The organism is Phenylobacterium sp. NIBR 498073 (assembly GCF_027286305.1).
GTDB lineage: Bacteria > Pseudomonadota > Alphaproteobacteria > Caulobacterales > Caulobacteraceae > Phenylobacterium.
Genome location: NZ_CP114599.1, coordinates 490,975 through 509,491 on the forward strand (window position 1 = coordinate 490,975; position 18,517 = coordinate 509,491).

At 68.9% G+C, this 18,517-nt stretch carries 19 protein-coding genes; 10 read left to right on the forward strand and 9 right to left on the reverse strand.

The features are described from left to right. Positions 1-141 precede the first annotated feature (141 nt). The 10 genes from O4N75_RS02490 (at position 142) to O4N75_RS02535 (ending at position 10,262) form a co-directional block, all read left to right on the forward strand. Positions 142-1,179: a MerR family transcriptional regulator gene (locus tag O4N75_RS02490; protein ID WP_269627815.1), complete on the forward strand. Its 1,038-nt coding sequence runs from the start codon at positions 142-144 to the stop codon at positions 1,177-1,179. A gap of 295 nt (positions 1,180-1,474) precedes the next feature. Then, positions 1,475-1,816 (forward strand): hypothetical protein, encoded by a 342-nt coding sequence (locus O4N75_RS02495; RefSeq protein WP_267234143.1) that lies wholly within the window; start codon positions 1,475-1,477, stop codon positions 1,814-1,816. A 165-nt stretch (positions 1,817-1,981) separates the two neighbouring features. Further along, positions 1,982-2,269: an acyl-CoA thioesterase domain-containing protein gene (locus tag O4N75_RS02500; protein ID WP_269627816.1), complete on the forward strand. Its 288-nt coding sequence runs from the start codon at positions 1,982-1,984 to the stop codon at positions 2,267-2,269. A 186-nt stretch (positions 2,270-2,455) separates the two neighbouring features. Then, positions 2,456-3,010, forward strand: a complete 555-nt coding sequence (locus O4N75_RS02505; protein ID WP_269627817.1) for a F0F1 ATP synthase subunit delta — start codon at positions 2,456-2,458, stop codon at positions 3,008-3,010. 4 nt (positions 3,011-3,014) lie between these two features. After that, on the forward strand, positions 3,015-4,550 hold the full coding sequence (atpA, locus tag O4N75_RS02510; RefSeq protein WP_267234139.1) for a F0F1 ATP synthase subunit alpha: 1,536 nt from the start codon (positions 3,015-3,017) through the stop codon (positions 4,548-4,550). A gap of 19 nt (positions 4,551-4,569) precedes the next feature. After that, a complete protein-coding gene (locus O4N75_RS02515) occupies positions 4,570-5,439 on the forward strand; it encodes a F0F1 ATP synthase subunit gamma (RefSeq protein ID WP_267234137.1) in 870 nt (289 codons plus the stop codon). Between the two features lie 19 nt (positions 5,440-5,458). Next, positions 5,459-7,051, forward strand: coding sequence for a F0F1 ATP synthase subunit beta (atpD, locus tag O4N75_RS02520; protein WP_267234136.1), 1,593 nt, complete (start codon positions 5,459-5,461; stop codon positions 7,049-7,051). A gap of 5 nt (positions 7,052-7,056) precedes the next feature. Then, positions 7,057-7,323: an ATP synthase F1 subunit epsilon gene (locus O4N75_RS02525; RefSeq protein WP_267234135.1), complete on the forward strand. Its 267-nt coding sequence runs from the start codon at positions 7,057-7,059 to the stop codon at positions 7,321-7,323. Between the two features lie 200 nt (positions 7,324-7,523). Then, positions 7,524-8,168, forward strand: coding sequence for a hypothetical protein (locus O4N75_RS02530; RefSeq protein ID WP_269627818.1), 645 nt, complete (start codon positions 7,524-7,526; stop codon positions 8,166-8,168). 162 nt (positions 8,169-8,330) lie between these two features. Next, positions 8,331-10,262 (forward strand): alpha/beta fold hydrolase, encoded by a 1,932-nt coding sequence (locus tag O4N75_RS02535; protein ID WP_269627819.1) that lies wholly within the window; start codon positions 8,331-8,333, stop codon positions 10,260-10,262. Positions 10,263-10,265: 3 nt separating this feature from the next. Here O4N75_RS02535 and O4N75_RS02540 read toward each other — a convergent pair whose 3' ends face one another. The 9 genes from O4N75_RS02540 to O4N75_RS02580 form a co-directional block, all read right to left on the reverse strand. Continuing rightward, complete coding sequence (locus O4N75_RS02540; RefSeq protein WP_269627820.1) at positions 10,266-11,039, reverse strand: alpha/beta hydrolase; 774 nt, start codon at positions 11,037-11,039, stop codon at positions 10,266-10,268. Positions 11,040-11,046: 7 nt separating this feature from the next. Further along, positions 11,047-11,538 carry an RNA pyrophosphohydrolase gene (locus O4N75_RS02545; RefSeq protein WP_269627821.1) on the reverse strand — a complete coding sequence of 164 codons (492 nt, stop codon included), beginning with the start codon at positions 11,536-11,538 and terminating at the stop codon, positions 11,047-11,049. Between the two features lie 10 nt (positions 11,539-11,548). Beyond that, complete coding sequence (locus tag O4N75_RS02550) at positions 11,549-12,697, reverse strand: divergent polysaccharide deacetylase family protein (RefSeq protein ID WP_269627822.1); 1,149 nt, start codon at positions 12,695-12,697, stop codon at positions 11,549-11,551. A gap of 127 nt (positions 12,698-12,824) precedes the next feature. Next, on the reverse strand, positions 12,825-14,222 hold the full coding sequence (locus tag O4N75_RS02555; RefSeq protein ID WP_269627823.1) for a S41 family peptidase: 1,398 nt from the start codon (positions 14,220-14,222) through the stop codon (positions 12,825-12,827). Positions 14,223-14,415: 193 nt separating this feature from the next. After that, complete coding sequence (locus O4N75_RS02560; protein ID WP_269627825.1) at positions 14,416-15,165, reverse strand: hypothetical protein; 750 nt, start codon at positions 15,163-15,165, stop codon at positions 14,416-14,418. Between the two features lie 35 nt (positions 15,166-15,200). Beyond that, on the reverse strand, positions 15,201-15,665 hold the full coding sequence (gene rlmH / locus O4N75_RS02565) for a 23S rRNA (pseudouridine(1915)-N(3))-methyltransferase RlmH (RefSeq protein ID WP_269627826.1): 465 nt from the start codon (positions 15,663-15,665) through the stop codon (positions 15,201-15,203). A 43-nt stretch (positions 15,666-15,708) separates the two neighbouring features. After that, the gene (gene rsfS, locus O4N75_RS02570; RefSeq protein WP_269627827.1) at positions 15,709-16,164 is read right to left on the reverse strand and encodes a ribosome silencing factor; all 456 of its coding nucleotides are present in this window, start codon (positions 16,162-16,164) and stop codon (positions 15,709-15,711) included. An 89-nt stretch (positions 16,165-16,253) separates the two neighbouring features. After that, a complete protein-coding gene (locus O4N75_RS02575) occupies positions 16,254-16,904 on the reverse strand; it encodes a nicotinate-nucleotide adenylyltransferase (protein WP_269627828.1) in 651 nt (216 codons plus the stop codon). A 15-nt stretch (positions 16,905-16,919) separates the two neighbouring features. After that, on the reverse strand, positions 16,920-18,485 hold the full coding sequence (locus tag O4N75_RS02580; RefSeq protein WP_269627829.1) for an aldehyde dehydrogenase family protein: 1,566 nt from the start codon (positions 18,483-18,485) through the stop codon (positions 16,920-16,922). Between the last annotated feature and the right edge of the window lie 32 nt (positions 18,486-18,517).

Sequence of the window (18,517 nt, forward strand, 5' to 3'; positions counted from 1 at the left end):
GGGGCGGCTAGATAGCTGATGCGCACCAAACGCGCGACATGATTGACGAGCGATGAACAAGCTTGGCTGTAGTGCGCGCTTGACCCGGCCCCTGGGGCCGCTCCCCTCAATGCGTCGGTCAGCAGCGCAGCGAGGTGATTCGTGACCGGTCAGTTTCTCAATCCGTCGGAGGCCGCGCGGCGGCTGGGGGTGTCGGCCAAGGCGTTGCGGCTTTACGAGGCGCGAGGCCTGATCATGCCGGTGCGGACTGCGCTGGGGTGGCGGGCTTACGGCTCCGAACAGATGGCGCGGGGCGGGGAGATCGCGACCCTGCGGGCGCTGGGGCTCAGTCTCGCCCAGGTCGGCCAGGTGCTCGGCGGCGACGTGCAGGCGCTGGAGCCGGCCCTGGCCGCGCATCAGGCGGCGCTGGAGGCGCAGGGCCGCCATCTGGAGCAGACGCTCGAACGGGTGCGAGCGATGCGCGCGCAGCTGGCGGCCGGCGCGGCGCCGAGCGTCGCGGACCTGGCGAGCCTGCTGGCGGCGCCGGCGGTCGCCTTCGACCTGCCCTGGCCGTGGGGCGGCGAGCGGTTCGAGCTGGGCGAGCTTGCGCCGCTGACCTATCTGGTCGGACCGCTGGGCAGCGGCAAGACGCGGCTGGCCATGCGGCTCGCGCAAGAAATGCCGGGCGGGCGCTTCGTCGGGCTCGAGCGGCTGGAGAGGGAGCCTGAACCGACGCCGGGAGCCGAGGCCGCGGCGGCCTGGCTGGTCGAGGACGGCGCGACCCGCAGTCCGGCGCTGCTGTCGCTGCTGGCCGAACTGGAGGCGGACGCGGCGGGCCCCCTGGTGGTCGACATGGTCGAAGAGGGGCTGGACGAAGCGACGCAGGCGGCGCTGATCGCCCGTCTGCGGCGGCGCGGTCCGCGGGCGCGGCCGTTGATCCTGATGACCCGCTCCAACGCGATCCTCGACCTGGCCGCCGCCGGTCCCGGCGAGGCGGCGATCTACTGCCCGGCCAATCACAGCCCGCCTATCCGGGTGGCGCTGCATCCGGGCGCGGCCGGCTACGAGTCGTTGGCCCTGTGCCTCGCCCCGCCGCAGGTGCGCGCCCGCACCCACGGCATGATCGCCTGGCGGCCGCCCGCAGCGCATGAGGGCGTGGTGAGCTCAGCTCACGGAGCATCCGGCGAAAGCATCGTTTGATCGGGGCGGCGGCGCGTGGCGCAATCGGGGCGAAAGGGGGACGTGCAACGCGACCCCGGCGCCCGCGGAAGGCGAGTTCGCCTACATGGGGACGCCGCTATCGCTTCGCAATCCCAACATTTTCGCATAACCGCGTTGCGAAAAAAGCGGTTGCCGCTGATCTTAACACCGTTATCTTAGCGATGCTTAGTTCAACTCGCGCAGCTGGTGGGGATACCGGCTGCAAATTCCCGGATTGGCCCGAGCCGTGTCCTGCCGGACTCGCACATTCTCCCCGAACGCTGGAGGGCTTTCGATGAAGCTCCGTACCCTCGCGGCCGCCTGCGCCGCCATGATGTCCGTCTCCTTCGCCGCTGGCGCGGCCCTGGCTGACGATCCGATCACCGCCAAGCTGCAGACCCCGGTCGCGGAAAAGACCAAGTTCATCGCCGGCGGCGCGGTGTTCCAATGCGAAGGCGACACCTGCCTGGCGGCGGCGCCGTCCTCGCGCACCTACGGCGCCTCGACCTGCAAGGAAGTGGCCAAGACCGTTGGCGCGGTCGTCTCGTTCGGCGGCGCGCGCAAGCAGCTGGAAGCGGCCAAGCTGGAGCAGTGCAACACCGCCGCTCTGCCGGCCCAGCAAGTGGCCAACCGCTAAAGGCTGAAGGATCCAGGTTCGCGCATATCTAGGCGCGCCTCCCAGCCGCTAGTCTAGTCGAGCCTGTAACTCTCGGGCGCCGGGCCCTCCGGCGCCCTCTTTTCTATGTGCGGGGCGGTCCGCCGGCTTGGCCGAGGCGCCGGCGCCGCTTATGAACCCGCCGCGATGAGCCAAGACCCAGTAACCCGACAGACACTATTCCCCACAGGCCCGGCCCCGGCGGCCGGCCTGCTCGAGCCCGCCCTGGCGCAGGTCGCCGGCGAGGGCGCCGAGCCCGTCTCCCTGACCATCGACTACGGAATCGCCGCCGCGCCCGGCGCGCCGGTGAATGTCGAGGCGAGCGTCGAGCGCGCCACCCGCACCCTGGTGTTCGCCTATGGCCGCGTGCTGGCGCAGGACGGGGCGGTGCTGGCCACGGGGGCTGCGGTTTTCCGTAGGGTGAACGCCAGATAATACAAGGTGTCGCGGCCGGTTTGGTTGCGACGCCGAAAATCGCGTGCTATCAGGCGCGCGGCTTCGGGCCAGGGGCTTTTCCAGTCTCGATGGCCAATGTGCTTTTCCAAGCGCTTTCAAGCCTTTAGGGTCGCAGTGGAGATTTCTTCGCCGCGGCCTTTTGCGCGCACCGGGCGGACAAAATAAGTGGCGGACGATTCCAAGGTTTCGAATGTGGGCGGCAGATATGCCCAAGCCCTGTTTGATCTCGCGAACGATGAGAAGAAATTGTCGGCCGTCGAGGCCGACCTCAAGGCGCTGAAAAAGATGAGCGCCGACAGCAAGGATCTGCGGTCCTTGCTAGCTTCGCCGGCGTTCAGCGCCGACGACAAGGGCAAGGCCTTGGCCGCCCTTGGCGCGAAGGCGAAGCTCAATCCCACCACCAGGAAGTTCCTGGGGCTGCTGGCCGCCAACGGCCGGGCCTCGGCGCTTCCGGCGGTGATCACGGCCTTCGAGGCCCTGGCGGCGGACGCGCGCGGCGCGATCTCGGCCCAGGTGACCACGGCCGTGCCGCTGACCCAGGCCCAATCGAAGGGTGTCGCCGCCGCGTTGCGAACCGCGCTCGGCAAAGACCCCGAAATCGAGACCCGCGTCGATCCTGCCCTTCTGGGCGGCATCAAGGTGCAGGTCGGTTCCCGTCTGTTCGATGCTTCGCTGCGTTCGAAGCTCGACTCCCTCAAGTTCGCCCTGAAGAGAGCGTAAGCCCATGGACATCCGCGCCGCCGAGATTTCGGCCATCCTCAAGTCGCAGATCGCCAATTTCGGCGAAGAAGCCGACGTCTCGGACGTCGGTTCGGTGCTGTCCGTCGGTGACGGCATCGCCCGCGTGTTCGGCCTCGACAACGTCCAGTCGGGCGAAATGGTCGAGTTCCCCAAGGCCGGCGTGAAGGGCATGGCCCTGAACCTGGAAAAGGACAACGTCGGCGTCGTTATCTTCGGTGAAGACCGCGCCATCTCGGAAGGCGACGAAGTCCGCCGCCTGTCGGAAATCGTGGACGTGCCGGTCGGCAAGGGCCTGCTGGGCCGGGTCGTCAACCCGCTGGGCGAGCCGATCGACGGCAAGGGCCCGATCCAGAACGTGGCCGAGCGCCGCCGCGTGGACGTCAAGGCTCCGGGCATCATCCCGCGGAAGTCGGTGCACGAGCCCGTGCAGACCGGCCTGAAGGCCATCGACTCGCTGATCCCGGTCGGCCGCGGCCAGCGCGAACTGATCATCGGCGACCGTCAGACCGGCAAGACCGCCGTGGCCGTCGACACCATCCTGAACCAGAAGTCGGTCAACGCCGGCGACGACGAGAGCGCCAAGCTCTTCTGCATCTACGTCGCCATCGGTCAGAAGCGTTCGACCGTCGCCCAGATCGTCAAGACGCTCGAAGAGCGCGGCGCCCTGGACTACACCATCGTCGTTTCGGCGACCGCCTCGGAACCGGCCCCGCTGCAGTTCCTGGCTCCGTTCGCGGGCTGCGCCATGGGCGAGTGGTTCCGTGACAACGGCATGCACGCCGTCATCATCTATGACGACCTTTCCAAGCAGGCCGTCGCCTACCGCCAGATGTCGCTGCTGCTGCGCCGTCCGCCGGGCCGCGAAGCCTATCCGGGCGACGTCTTCTATCTGCATAGCCGCCTGCTGGAGCGCGCCGCGAAGCTGAACGAAGACAACGGTTCGGGCTCGCTGACCGCTCTGCCGGTCATCGAAACCCAGGCCAACGACGTGTCGGCCTACATCCCGACCAACGTGATCTCGATCACCGACGGCCAGATCTTCCTGGAAACCGACCTGTTCTTCCAGGGCATCCGCCCGGCCGTGAACGTCGGCATCTCCGTCAGCCGCGTGGGCTCCTCGGCCCAGATCAAGGCGATGAAGCAAGCCTCGGGTCCGATTAAGGGCGAACTGGCCCAGTATCGGGAAATGGCCGCCTTCGCGAAGTTCGGTTCGGACCTCGACGTCACCACCCAGCGCCAGCTGGCGCGCGGTGAACGCCTGACCGAGCTGCTGAAGCAGCCGCAGTACTCGCCGCTTAAGGTCGAAGAGCAGGTGGCGGTGATCTACGCCGGCACCCGCGGCTACCTGGACGGCATCGCGACCGCCGACGTCGGCCGCTACGAGGCCGAACTGCTGGCCCGCCTGCACTCCAAGCACCAGGACATCCTGGACACCATCCGCACCAGCAAGGAGCTGAAGGCGGACACTGAGGCCAAGCTGAAGGAAGCTCTCGAAGCCTTCACCAAGAGCTTCGCGTAAGTCAGCGGAGCTTTAGGAGATGGCCAGCCTCAAGGAGATGCGCAATCGGATCGGAAGCGTGAAAGCCACGCAGAAGATCACGAAGGCGATGCAGATGGTGGCGGCGGCGAAACTTCGCCGCTCGCAGGACGCTGCGCAAAACGCCCGGCCCTACGCCCAGCGCATGGCTTCGGTCATCGCCAATTTGGCGGCCGGGGTGTCGGGCGACGGCGCCCCGAAACTGCTGGTCGGCACGGGCCGGAGCGACCGCCACCTGGTGGTCGTGACGTCCTCGGACCGCGGCATGGCCGGCGGCTTCAACACCTCGATCATCCGCGCCGCGCGCGAGAAGATCAACGAGCTGACCGGCCAGGGCAAGGATGTGAAGATCCTCGTCGTCGGCAAGAAGGCTCGCGACCAGCTGAAGCGTCTGTACGGCGACAAGATCGTGGCCTTCTTCGAGGCCGGCAATCCGTCGATGGCGACCGCCCAGCCGGTGGCCGACAAGATCACCGAACTGTTCGAGGCCGGTGAAATCGACGTCGTCACCCTGGCGTTCAGCCGCTTCAAGTCGGTGGTCTCGCAGGTTCCGACCCTGAGCCAGCTGATCCCGGCCCAGGTCCAGGACGGCGGCGCGACGATCGATCTGAAGGGTGCGGCCTACGAGTACGAGCCGGGCGAAGAGGAAATCCTCGAAACCCTGCTGCCGCGGAACCTGACCGTTCAGGTGCTGTCGGCGATGCTCGAAAATCAGGCCGGGTTCTACGCCGCCCAGATGACGGCGATGGATAACGCCACCCGCAACGCCGGCGACATGATCGCCAGCCTGACCCTGCAATACAACCGTTCACGCCAGGCGCAGATCACCAAGGAGCTGATTGAAATCATCTCCGGCGCCGAAGCGCTCTAACCCGAAAGAGTCCGAACCCATGGCTACGACCCCCAAGGCTCCCGCCAAGAAGCCCGCCGCCCCGAAGGCGGCCGCCGCGCCGAAGGCCGCCGCCGCCAAGGCCGCGCCGAAGGCTGCTGCTCCGAAGGCTCCCGCCGCCGCCAAGAAGACGACCGCTGCTCCGGCCGCCGTCGCCGGCGTCGCCACCGGCCGCATCTCCCAGATCATCGGCGCCGTCGTCGACGTCGAGTTCGAAGGCCACCTGCCGGCGATCATGAACGCGCTGGAAACCACCAACACCGACCAGCGCACCGGCGCTCCGTTCCGCCTGGTGCTGGAAGTCGCCCAGCACCTGGGTGAGAACACCGTCCGCACCATCGCCATGGATACCACCGAGGGCCTGACCCGCGGCCAGCCCGTGAGCGACACCGGCCGCAGCATCACCGTGCCGGTCGGCCCGGCGACCCTGGGCCGCATCATGAACGTCATCGGCGACCCGATCGACGAAGCCGGTCCGATCGTCACCGAGCATTACTCGCCGATCCACCGCGAAGCCCCGAGCTTCGCCGAGCAGTCGACGGCGGCCGAAGTGCTCGTCACCGGCATCAAGGTCATCGACCTGCTCTGCCCCTACACCAAGGGCGGCAAGATCGGCCTGTTCGGCGGCGCCGGCGTCGGCAAGACCGTGACCATGCAGGAGCTGATCAACAACATCGCCAAGGCGTACGGCGGTTACTCCGTGCTGGCCGGCGTTGGTGAGCGCACCCGCGAAGGCAACGACCTCTATCACGAGATGATCGAGTCGAACGTGAACCAGCCCGGCGGCGGCGGCGAGAGCCGTTGCACCCTGGTCTACGGCCAGATGAACGAGCCCCCGGGCGCCCGCGCCCGCGTCGCGCTGACCGGCCTGGCGCAGGCCGAGTACTTCCGCGACCAAGAGGGCAAGGACGTGCTCCTCTTCATCGACAACATCTTCCGCTTCACCCAAGCCGGCTCGGAAGTGTCGGCTCTGCTGGGCCGTATCCCGTCGGCCGTGGGCTATCAGCCCACCCTGGCCACCGAGATGGGCAACCTGCAGGAGCGCATCACCTCGACCTCCAAGGGTTCGATCACCTCGGTCCAGGCGATCTACGTTCCCGCCGACGACCTGACCGACCCGGCCCCGGCCGCCTCGTTCGCCCACTTGGACGCCACCACCGTTCTGTCGCGTGACATCGCCGCCCAGGCCATCTTCCCGGCCGTGGACCCGCTGGACTCGACCTCGCGGATCATGGACCCGCTGGTGATCGGTGACGAACACTACGCCGTCGCCCGCCGCGTCCAGGAAACCCTTCAGGCCTATAAGGCCCTGAAGGACATCATCGCCATCCTGGGCATGGACGAGCTGTCGGAAGAGGACAAGCTGACCGTGGCCCGCGCCCGGAAGATCCAGAAGTTCCTCAGCCAGCCGTTCCACGTGGCCGAGCAGTTCACCAACATGCCGGGCATCTTCGTGAGCCTGGAAGACACCATCCGCTCGTTCAAGGCGGTCGTGGACGGTGAATACGACCACCTGCCGGAAGCGGCCTTCTACAACGTCGGCACCATCGAAGACGCGGTGGCCAAGGCCGAAAAGCTGGCCGCGGAAGCCTAAGGATCATGGCTGGGAAGCTTCACTTCTCGCTGGTCTCGCCCGAGCGTGAACTGTTCTCGGGGGCCGTCGACCAGGTCGACGCCCCGGGCACGGAAGGCGACTTCGGCGTGCTGGCCGACCACGCGCCCTTCATGACCACGCTGAAGGTCGGGCAGGTGAAGGTCTATAGCGGCGGCGCCGTGAAGGTCTTCGAGATCGAAGGCGGTTTCGCCGACGTGACCCCTGAAGGCCTGACCATCCTCGCCGAACAGGCGACGGAAGTGGCCGCCTAACCGCCGGCCGCAAGCAGACGATCAGAGGCCCCGACGCCCCAGGCGCCGGGGCCTTTTCGTATCTGCCGGGCCGCTCACGCGATTTTGCCGTCGCCGGAAGCTGCAATCGCCATCGAACCGCCAGTTTGCTGCGCTAAAGGGTTGCGAGGGACGGCCTGTTTCGAGTGTTATGCGGCACGCTTAAGTTAGGGGATCCCGCCATGCGCACCGCCTTCGTCAGTCTGATTGCTCTCGCTGGGCTCGCCACGGCGGCTCACGCCCAACCGGCGCCCGAAGCGGCCGCGCCGGCCGCCGCCCCCCCCGCCGCCGCCGAGCCGGCTCCCGCCGCCGCCGCGCCCGCGCCGGCCGCCGAGGAAAAGACCTACGTGCTGCCGACCACCGGCGCCGAGGGCCAGATCATCGACGTCATCAACCGCGTCTGCAAACCGCTCGTGAAGGGCGGGGACTTCAAGGCCCTGGCCGGCGGCATGACCGGCTACAAGCTGAACAAGCGCGAGGGGACCTATGTCGGCACCTTGGTCGAGAAGCCCTACACCCTAACCATCTGGCCGCAGGGCTCCAACAAGGACGTCTGCCGCCTGACCCTCAGCTATCCGATCGACGGCGAGAAGCCGATCATCGTCGGCCTCAACATCTTCTCGTTCCTGCACAAGCCCGAGCTGGTCCAGCAGCGCAACGACTTCGTGCCGGCCACTGATTTCAAGCGCATCACCAACTCGTGGGAATACTACACCGACAAGGAATCGATCGGCCTGGTGTTCCTGCAACTGAAGAAGCCGGACGGCACGCCGGCCGGCAAGAACGCCGATCTGGCCGAAGTGCTGTACTCGGAACGCAAGTTCTAGGATCCCGCCCGCGCCGGCCAGGCGCGGCTGCTGCAAGGGCGCGGGAGCTTCTCCCGCGCCCTTTGTCGTTTTGGCCGCAAGAGCGGCGGCGATCGGACGTTGACGGCCGGCGGCGGGCGCCGCCAGGGTCCGCCAAACCTCGACTGTTTGGAGCACCCTCCGATGACGACGCGCGCCCTGCTGCTTGGCACCGTCCTCGCCTTCGCCTGCGCCGCCGCGGCCCCGGCCGCAGAGCCGGGCAAGCGCCAATCCGGCCAGATCGTCTACGACAACGTGCCTGAGACCCCGGCGGCGCTGAAGGCGGCGATCGCGCCCTACTACAACGCCCGCTCGGCGGTGTTCGAGGACTGGCTGGGCGACGGCTCGATCCTGATCGCCACCCGCTTCGGCGACGTGAATCAGATCCACCGCGTGGCCGCGCCCGGCGCGGCGCGCACCCAGCTGACGTTCTTCGCCGAGCCGGTGAACAGCGCCAAGGGGCAGCCCGGCCAAGCCCGCTTCGTTTATCCCCGCGACGTCGGCGGGGCCGAGTACTACCAGGGCTACATCCGCGGCCTGACCGGCGCCGAGGTGCAGCTGACCGCGCCGAAGACCCGCAATTCCAACTTCACCTTCTCGGGCGACGGCAAGCTGGTGGCCTGGAGCCAGGTGACATCGGGCGATCCCAACTACGACATCATGCTGGCCGATCCGGGCCAGCCCGAGGGCCGCCGCGTCGTGCACGAAGGCAAGGGCGCGATGGCGGTGCTCGACTTCTCGCCGGACGGCCAGCGCCTGCTGCTCAGCCGCTACAACTCGGCGTCATCGACCGATCTGTTCGTGCTCGACATCGCCAGCGGGGCGTTGACGCCGGTCGGGCCGACCGGCCGTCCGATCGCCTATGTCGGCGGCGCCTTCGCCGCCGACGGCGCGCATGTCGTGGTCCTGTCCGACGACAAGTCCGATATGGCCCGGCCCGTGACGATCGACATCGCCAGCGGCGCGGTCCGTGACCTGGAGCCCGGCGCCAAGTGGCCGGCCGAGGGCTTCGATCTGTCGCCGGACGGGGCGCTGATCGCCTATCTGGTCAACGAAGAGGGCTATTCGAAGATCGTCGTGAAGGAGGTCGCCAGCGGCAAGACCCTGCCGACGCCGGCCCTGCCGCTTGGGGTGCTGACCGGCCTCGGCTTCTCGCCCGACGGCAAGCAGCTGGGCTTCAGCCTGTCGACCTCGACCTCGTCGGGCGACGTCTGGAGCTTCGCCCTAGCCGACGGCAAGCTGGTCCGCTGGACGCAGAGCGAGCTCGGCGGCCTCGACCCGGCCAAGCTGGTCGAGCCGACGCTATTCCGCTACCCGACTTTCGACAAGCGCTCGATCCCGGCCTTCATCTATAAGCCGGCGGCCAAGGCCGGCGAGAGGCTGCCCGTGGTGATCCAGATCCACGGCGGGCCCGAGGGCCAGGAGCAGCCGAGCTTCAACCCGCGCCGCCAGTCGTGGGTGAACGAGGTCGGCGCGGCGGTGATCATCCCGAACGTCCGCGGCTCCAGCGGCTACGGCAAGACCTATATCGGCCTCGACAACGCCGAGAAGCGCGAGGATTCGGTCAAGGACATCGGGGCGCTGCTCGACTGGATCGCCAAGCAGCCGGACCTGGACGCCAGCCGCGTGGCGGTCGTCGGCCAGTCCTACGGCGGCTACATGTCGCTGGCGGTGGCCGCCCACTACAACGAGCGAATCGCCGGGGCGATCGACCTGTACGGCATTTCCAACTGGAAGACGTTCCTCGCCAACACAGAGGGCTACCGCCGCGATCTGCGCCGGGCCGAATACGGCGACGAGCGTGACCCGAAGATGGCCGCGGTGTTCGACAAGATCTCGCCGCTCAACATGAGCGCCAAGATGAAGAAGCCGATGATGATCTATCAGGGCGCCAACGATCCGCGGGTGCCGCAGTCGGAGTCCGATCAGATGGTCGCCACGCTGCGCGCCCAAGGCACCGAGGTCTGGTACGTGCTGGCCCTCGACGAAGGCCACGGGGTCGCCAAGAAGGCCAACGCCGAGGCGGTCCGCGCCAGCGAGATCGTGTTCCTGAAGAAGGTGCTGGGGACGAAGTAGCCGCTAGCCGGCTGGAGTCGAGGCTGACGCCTCATCCAGCCAGCCCTGGGCGATTTCGGCGATTTCACGCCAGCCCGGCTCGGCCACCAGCCAGTGGCTCATGCCGGGGGCCTCGATGAACGTCGCGCCCAGCCGCGCGGCGGTCTGACGGACCGTGGCGGGCGGATGGACGACGTCGCGCTCGCCGCCGATCACCAGGGTCGGGACGTCAAGGGGGCCGACGCTGGTGGTCATGAACGGGTCGAGCCACCAGTTCAGGGTCTCCCAGAGCGCGCGGCCGCTCTCGGGCCGCAGGCGGGCGGCGACGGCCTCGCGCTCGGCGTGGTCCATGCGGTCGAGGCTGTAGCGGCGCGCCAGGCCGCGGTCGGGGCCCACCGCCTGCGCCCAGAACGGGCCGAGCGCGTGCAAGCCGAAGGCGGTGATAGCCTCCTCCATCGACGAGGCCGCTACGCCCCAGGGGGCGGTCGGGGCCAGCAGCACCATCGCCCGCACCGGGGTGCGGCTGGCGGCCAGGGCGCAGACCAGCCCGCCCATCGAGTGGCCGACCAGGATCGGCGCCTCGTCGAGGCCGGCGCAGAGCCGGGCTATGTCACGGGCATAGTCGGTGACCGAAACGCCGAGCACGGCGTGGGGCGCGTCGGCCTCGGCGTGGCCGCGCAGATCGGGCGTCAGGACGAAGTGGCCGGCCGCCTCGAAGGGCGCGCGCAGGCGCTCGAACGCCCAGCCGCCGCAGAAGGCGCCATGCACCATGACGATCGGCGGCGGGGCGATGCTCATCGGCAGGTCAGGCCGCGCGGCCGGGCAGGCCCGTGAAGACGTGGAAGGCGCGTGCCACGGTTTCGTAGATCGCCTTCTTGAACGGCACCACCAGGCCGGGCGCCTCGTCGAGGCTGCCCCATCGCCAAGCGTCGAACTCCGGGTGTCCGTCGCCGGAAAGATCGATCTCGCTCTCCTGGCCGTCGAAGCGCAGGGCGAACCAGACTTGGCGTTGGCCCTTCCAGCCCTTGGCGATCTTCGAGCCGTTGTGGCCGGGCGGGAAGTCGTAGGCCAGCCAGCCGTCGGTGCGGCCGAGCAGGGTGGTGGTGACGACTCCGGTTTCCTCGGCCAGCTCACGGCAGGCAGCCAGATAGAGGTCCTCGCCGGCGTCGACGCCGCCCTGCGGGAACTGCCAGTTGTAGGGCTCGGAGGTCTGGAAGCGGCGGCCCAGCCACACCCGGCCATCGGGGTGGAACAACACCACTCCCACGTTCGGGCGGTAGGCGGACAGGTCAGTCATCTCAATCCATTTAGCGACGCGAGGCCAAAGCGGAAGCCGGGGCCAGTTGATAGCCCCTAGATTCAACCGATTCAGCCCACTTTGCGACCTGCGACAGGGTCACAGGGTAGGCGAAGCCCGAGCCCAGCGCCTGGCCGTGCTGCAGGGCTCCGGCCTCGATCGCCAGCAGTTGCTGGTCGATGGCCTGGCCGGAGAGCTGCTCGTCGATGATGCGCGCGGCCGAGGCGCGCATCGGGCCGGTGCGGCGGGCGGCCTGGCCATCGTCGATGAACGCCAGGCCGCGGCCGCGCAGGGCGGTCTGGAAGGCGTTCATGCCGGTGTCCGAGGTCATGAACCGCGAACCGAGATAGTTGGTGACGCCGAAATAGCCGGTCGCGCGCGACAGCACCCATTCCAGCTTCTTGACCGTCTCCGAGCCGGGCGAATCGGCCAGCAGGGTGTAGGGGCCCGGGTCGTTGTCGGGATAGTCGCTGGGCTCCATCGGGGTCTCCAGCAGCACCTCGTGGCCGGCGGCGCGGGCCAGGTCGATCCAGCCCTGCAGGCCCTCGGCATAGGGCACGAACGACAGGGTGATCTCCGGGGGGAGGGTGTCGATCGCTTGGCGGGTGGCCGCGGCGTTCAGCCCCAGGCCGCCTATCACAAGGGCGACCTTGGGCCGGCCATTCGGGGTGAAGGGGCGGGCATAGGCTTCGGCCGGGGTTTTGCCGTTGGCGGCGATGATCGGCAGCGGGCCGCTCGGCCCCTGCGAATGGAAGCCGGCCAGCGGCGCCTGGGGCAGCGGGTCGGCGGCGTGGAAGGCGCCGCCTTCGAGCGTGATGGTGGCCTCGCCCAGCGCCGCGTCGGCGCCGATAGGGGTCTCGGAAAGGCGGAAGATGTCCTCGGTGACGGTCGGCTGGCCGCCGCCGCGGACCATCGCCTCGCGCCAGCCGTCGGGCGCGGCCTCGCCGCCGATCTTGGCTAGGGACAGTCGCACCACGGGCGAACTGGCCTTGGGGTCGCCGATCAGGGCGACCAGCGTCAGCAGCACGAGGATGAACACGGCTCCGGCGGCGCTGGCCCCGACATAGGGATTCGCCAAGGCGCGGAGCGCGGTTTCGGAGATCGGCGGGGCCGGCGCGGGGGCGGCGATCGCGGGGGCGAGGTGCTTCTTCGAAAACATCACATGATCACGGAACGTTCCGGCATTGGAGCGTCCGCGAATATGGTTAACAAACGACTTATACAGTGAACGTCGGCGCGATTTCCGTTAACTTTCAATTAACTGATCGCGCCGACGTTTTGGCCGTCTATTTCTTGTCCGGAGAGGCCTTCTCAAGCGCCGGCGCACCCTTCGGCGAGACCACCGCAGCCATCTTCGGTTCGGGCTTCGGGAGCTTCGGAGTGGCGGCCACCGAACCGTACTTCAGCACGTCCATGGCGCGGGCCAGCTGGAAGTCGCCCTTGTCCTCGTCGAAGCCGCTGGGCGGGGCTTCGGCCGGGATGTGGGCGCCGCGTCGGGCCTTGCCTTCCTCGGCGTTAAGCGCATTGCGGAACGAGGCTTCCGAGAACTGGAAGGCGCGGTTGGCGATGCGCTGGGCCTGGTCACGGGTCTCGGCGACCTCCAGGTCCGGCTCGATGCCGGTCTTCTGGATCGAGCGTCCGGCCGGGGTGTAGTAGCGCGCGGTGGTCAGCTTCAGCGCGCCGTCCATGCCGCCGCGCAGCGGGATCACGGTCTGCACCGAGCCCTTGCCGAAGGTGGTCAGGCCGACCACTTCGGCCCGCTTGCGGTCCTGCAGCGCGCCAGCCACGATCTCGGCCGCCGAGGCCGAGCCGGAGTTGACCAGCACGACCATCGGCAGACCGCCGGTCACGTCGCCGGCGCGGGCGTTGTAGCGCTCGATGTCGCGCGGATCGCGGCCGCGCTGGGAGACGATCTCGCCGCCTTCCAGGAACATGTCCGAGATGCCGACCGCCTGGTCGAGCAGCCCGCCCGGATTGTTGCGCAGGTCGAGCACCAGGCCCTTCATCTTCGGGTTCTTGGCCTTCAGGTCGGCCAGGGCCGCCTCGGCCTCGTCGGTGGTCTTCTCGTTGAAGCCGGAGACGCGCAGATAGCCGTAGTCGCCTTCCATCTTGGCGGTGGCGGACTTCGGCTTGATCACCTCGCGGACGATCTTCACGTCGAACGGATCGGACTTCTCGCGGGCGATGGTCAGGGTGACCGCCTCGCCCGGCTTGCCGCGCATCTGCTTGACGGCTTCGTTGACCGACAGGCCGAGCACGCTCTCGCCGTTGACCGCGGTGATGAAGTCGCCCGGCTTCACGCCGGCCTTGAAGGCGGGCGTGCCGTCCATCGGCGAGATGACCTTGACCACGCCTTCTTCGCTGGTGACCTCAAGCCCGAGGCCGCCGTACTCGCCGCGCGTCTGGTCGCGCATGTCGTCGAAGGAGTCGGGGTTCAGATAGCCCGAATGCGGATCGAGCGAGGTCAGCATGCCGTCGATGGCCGCCTCGATCAGTTTCTGATCGTCGACCTCGGTGACGTATTGACGCTCGACCGTGTCGAGCACGTCGCCGAACAGCTCGAGCATCTTGTAGGTCTTCACGTTCGGCGCCTGGGCCGAGGCGAGGGCCTGCTGGCTCACATAAGCCATGGAGCCGGCGCCGAGCACGAAGGCCGAAGCCCCGATCAGAAAATACTTACGCATGTCAGGCCTTGAAGCCTCCCTTTGCGACGGGACGGCGCCGCACCGGAAATTCCTAAACCGATGTTCCGCGAAGAATCCGGCGGAAATGGTTCGTATCGTCAGCCTACCCCGTCCAGCCATCTGGCGGGGTCGACCGGGACGCCGCGTTCGCGGACCTCCAGATAGAGTTCAGATGGGGAGCTTCGTCCATCCGTCATCCACCCGACAGGCGCGCCCGCCGCGACTGATTGACCGACCCCGACGCTCGTTCGGTCAAGGCCAGCCAACACCAGATGGTAGCCCCGGCCAGTCGCAAGATCAAAATAGTCCCCCACCCCTTAACGGGGCCTACAAACTGGACGAGCCCGGCGTCGGGCGCAGCGACCTGGGCGCCGTGCCCGGCCGCCAGGGTGACGCCCGAGGCCTCGCCGCCCCCGGCCAGGGCCGCGCCATAGCGCTGGATCAGCTTGCCCTCCACCGGGGCCAGCAGGCGGATCGGCGGGGTGATCGGGCCGCTCTCGACCGGGGCCGCGCCGGGCGGCGTGGCCTCCAGTTGCTCGCGGCGCTCGGCCAGTTCGGAGTCGGAGGTGAACAGCGCCTCGCTGGCCACCGCCGCCAGCCGGCGCTGGCGTGCGATCTCGCCGGCCTCGGCGGCGTAGACCTTGGCGCGCTTCTGCAGCTCGGGGGTGATGGCCTTGACCAGGATCGCCGCGCGCACCGCGTCGGTGGCGTCCCCCGGGCTGACCAGCAGGGCCGGCGGCGGGTCGCGGCGGAACTGGGCCAGCGCCGTCAGCAGCCGGGCCATGCGGTTGAGGTTACGGCCCTGTTCGGCGCTGAGCACCGTCTCGCGGACGTTGAGACGCTCCAGCCGCGCCTGGCTCTCGGTGGCCGCATAGGCGATCGCGCCGGCGGCCAGGGTCGCGGCGACGGCGCAGGTGCTGGTCAGGAGGACGCCGCGGCGCATCATCGCACCAGGGATAAACTGAGCGCCCCGCACCCTCAATCGCGATGATAGGGGCTGCCGGCCAGGATGGTGACGGCGCGATAGACCTGCTCGGCCAGCATGGCGCGGGCCATGGCGTGGGGCCAGGTCTGCGGCCCGAAGGCCAGCTTGCCGTGGGCGGCGGCCAGCAACGAGGGATCCAGGCCGTCGGCCCCGCCGATCACGAAGACCAGCCGCCGGGCGCCGTCGTCGCGCAGGCGTGCGATCTCGCCGGCGAAAGCGCGCGAGGCCCTGGCCGTTCCGTGCTCGTCGCAGGCGATGACGTGAGCGCCTTCGAGGTGGGGCCGCAGCACTTCGGCTTCAGGCCCCTTGCCCGGCTTGCGGGACTCGACCTCGATGACCTCGACCGGGCCAAGGCCGAGCGAACGGCCGGCGGCGGTCGCGCGGTCGACATAGAGCTTCACCAGCTCGACTTCCGGCGAGCGCGGCAAGCGTCCGACGGCGAGGATCGTGATTTTCATGCGGTCTTTTCCTCCCCCATCGTGATGGGAGAGGGAGGAAAAATCAGCTCGACGGCGTGCGATGCGCGGAGTCGACCGACCAGATCTTCTCGATGTTGTAGAACTGGCGCACTTCCGGGCGGAACAGGTGGACGATCACGTCGCCGGTGTCGATCAGCACCCAGTCGCAGTGCGGCAGGCCTTCGACCCGGGCCTTGCCCAGGCCTTCTTCCTTCAGCGCGCGCAGCAGGTGGTCGGCCATCGCGCCGACATGACGGTGCGAACGCCCCGACGCCACGATCAACGCGTCGGCGACGGCGCTCTTGCCTTTCAGGTCGATGAAGACGACGTCCTGCGCCTTGTCATCGTCCAGGCGCTGCAGGATCAGTTCACCGAGGGCGGTGATCTTCGCCTCGGGGTTGGAAGAAGCGCCGGAAACCGGGGCTTCGTGCGCTCTAGGCGCAGGGTCAGGGCTCAGCGGGGTCGCTCCTTTGTTGCCTCGCTGGGAGACCCTTAGCACGGATTGGGGGCGTTGGTCAGCCCAGCGTCACGAGTCTTCAAGCCGGCAGCCGTGTGAACGTTCCGCCCGGGCCGTAATGTGACCTGCGGCTATTTGGCCTGGCGTGCGCGCAGGGCCGTCGAGGACTGGAAATTCAGCGGACCGGTGAGGAACACCCAGCGCGGCGGCTTGGCGCCGGGCAGCAGCTTGGCCTCCAGCAGCGAGACCCGGGCGCCGGCGAAGCGCCGGGCCGCGGGCGAGGAGCGGCTTTTCAGCGAAATCCACGGCCGCGAGACCACGGCCACCGGCACCTGCGCCATGATCTGGGTCCAGCCACGCCAGCGGTGGAAGCTCGCCAGGCTGTCGGCGCCCATGATCCAGACGAAGTCGACGCCGGGAAAGCGGGCTTTCAGGGCCTGGATGGTGTCGATGGTGTATTGCGAGCCGAGCCGGGTCTCGGCGTCGCTGACGATCATGCTGCGGCCGCGGGCGATGGCGCGGGCGGCGGCCACGCGCGTCTCCAGCGGCGCGGTCTCGTGCGCGGCCTTCAGCGGGTTCTGCGGCGAGACCAGCCAGATCACCCGGTCGAGCTGCAGACGCCGGCGCGCGGTCTCGGCGACGTGGGCATGGCCTTCGTGGGCCGGATTGAACGAGCCGCCATAGAGGCCGACGCGCATCCCCGGCTTCAGGTCGAAGCCGAGCCGCAGGGCTCCAGGACGCCCCGCAACAGGCCGGCGCCTAGCGGGTCCGGCGAACCACATGGACGTCCCCGGATCTCAAAGCGTCTTCGCCGTGGCCGGATTGCGGTCGAGGTTGGGATCGCTCTGGCGGACCCGGGCGCGGACGGTGAACACCCCGTCGCCCGACAGCACCCCGCCGCGGGCGAACAGGCGGCCATGCTCCCAGTTGGAAAGGCCGAGCTCGGGCCGGTCCAGGGCGAACTGGCCGTCGACCCAGCGGGTGAAGCCGTCGCCGACGAAGGGGGCGTTGACGGCGCTATAGAAGCGCTCGTGCGCGGCGGCGTCCTGCGAAATCAGGCTGGCGGCGAACTGCGGGCTGTAGCGGTTGAAGAGGGCGGCGGCGCCCTCGACGCTGTCGACTAGCACCAGGGTCAGTTCCGGGGTCTCTTCCCACTCCCACTCGCGGGCCAGGTCGCGTTCGGCCAGCAGCTCCACCTTGGGCTCCTCGACGGCGCCCTCGGCGCGGCCGACGGTGACGCGGGCGGCTCGCCAGGCGGCGGGCAGGGCGCCTTCCGAACCCTCGACCACATGCAGCTTCACATTGCGGCGGCGCTCGCCGGCGAGGTCCAGGGCCTCGAGGAAGGCGGGAACGAGCGTCCCGGCGGCCTCGCGGACGATGGCGCAGACGTTGAGCGTGTTGCAGACCTTGCGGTCGAGCGAGTGGTAGACGGCGGCCTTGAACCGGGCCGGGTCGGCGTCGGCGGCGGCCACCATCCAGGCGCCGCCCGTGCCGTGCAGGCTGACCGGCGCGCCGGCCTGGCGGGCGATGGCGCCCAGCTGGGCCACGGCCGGGCCGGAGCCGCGGGCGACGGCCAGGGCCAGGCGCGGATCGGAGAACATCGCCCAACCGGCGGCGTGCTCGGGGCTGTCGACCAGGGCGGCCGCGCCGGGCGGCAGGCCGGCGGCCTGCAGCGCCGGGTCCAGCGCGTGCTCGACGATGGCGCGGGCGGTGCCCAGCGCGTCGGAGCCGATGCGGAAGACCACGGTATTGCCGGTGCGCAGCACGCCGGTGGCGTCGGCGAAGACGTTGGGACGGCCCTCGAAAATGAAGCCGACCACGCCCAGCGGGGCGGCGACCTGTTCGACGCTCCAGCCGGGATGCTCGACCCGCTCGACCAGCCGGCCGCGGCCGACCTTGGCGTCCCGCCAGACGTGGAGGCCGGCGATCATGTCGGCGCGCATCGCCGCGTTGACCGCCAGGCGGGTGGTGGAGCGGCCCCTTGCTTGGGCGCGGGCGACGTCCTCGGCGTTGGCCTTGGCGATCGCGCCCCAGGCGCCGTCGTCGGCCAGGTTGTCCGCAAAGGCTGCGAAGAAGGCGGTGATGGCGTCGTCGCCGACCTGGGCGAGCTGGCCGAATGCGTCGTGGGCGCGGCCCACGGCGCCGGCGGCGATCGCTTGGACGGACGCCGGCACATGCAGCAGGTCGCCGGTTTCCTGGACCACCACCAGCCGGTCGCCCGGCTTGAAGGCGGCCGCCAGCTTGTCGGAGACATAGGCCACGCGGTCGCCGCCGAACGGAATCGGCATGCCGGCGACCAGCGTCTCCAGCTTGCCCGTCCGGGCTCCCGTCTCGGCCTTGGTGCTCGCCGCCGCGTCGTCCATTACGCGCCCTAATGCTCAGTTTGAGGTTTAGT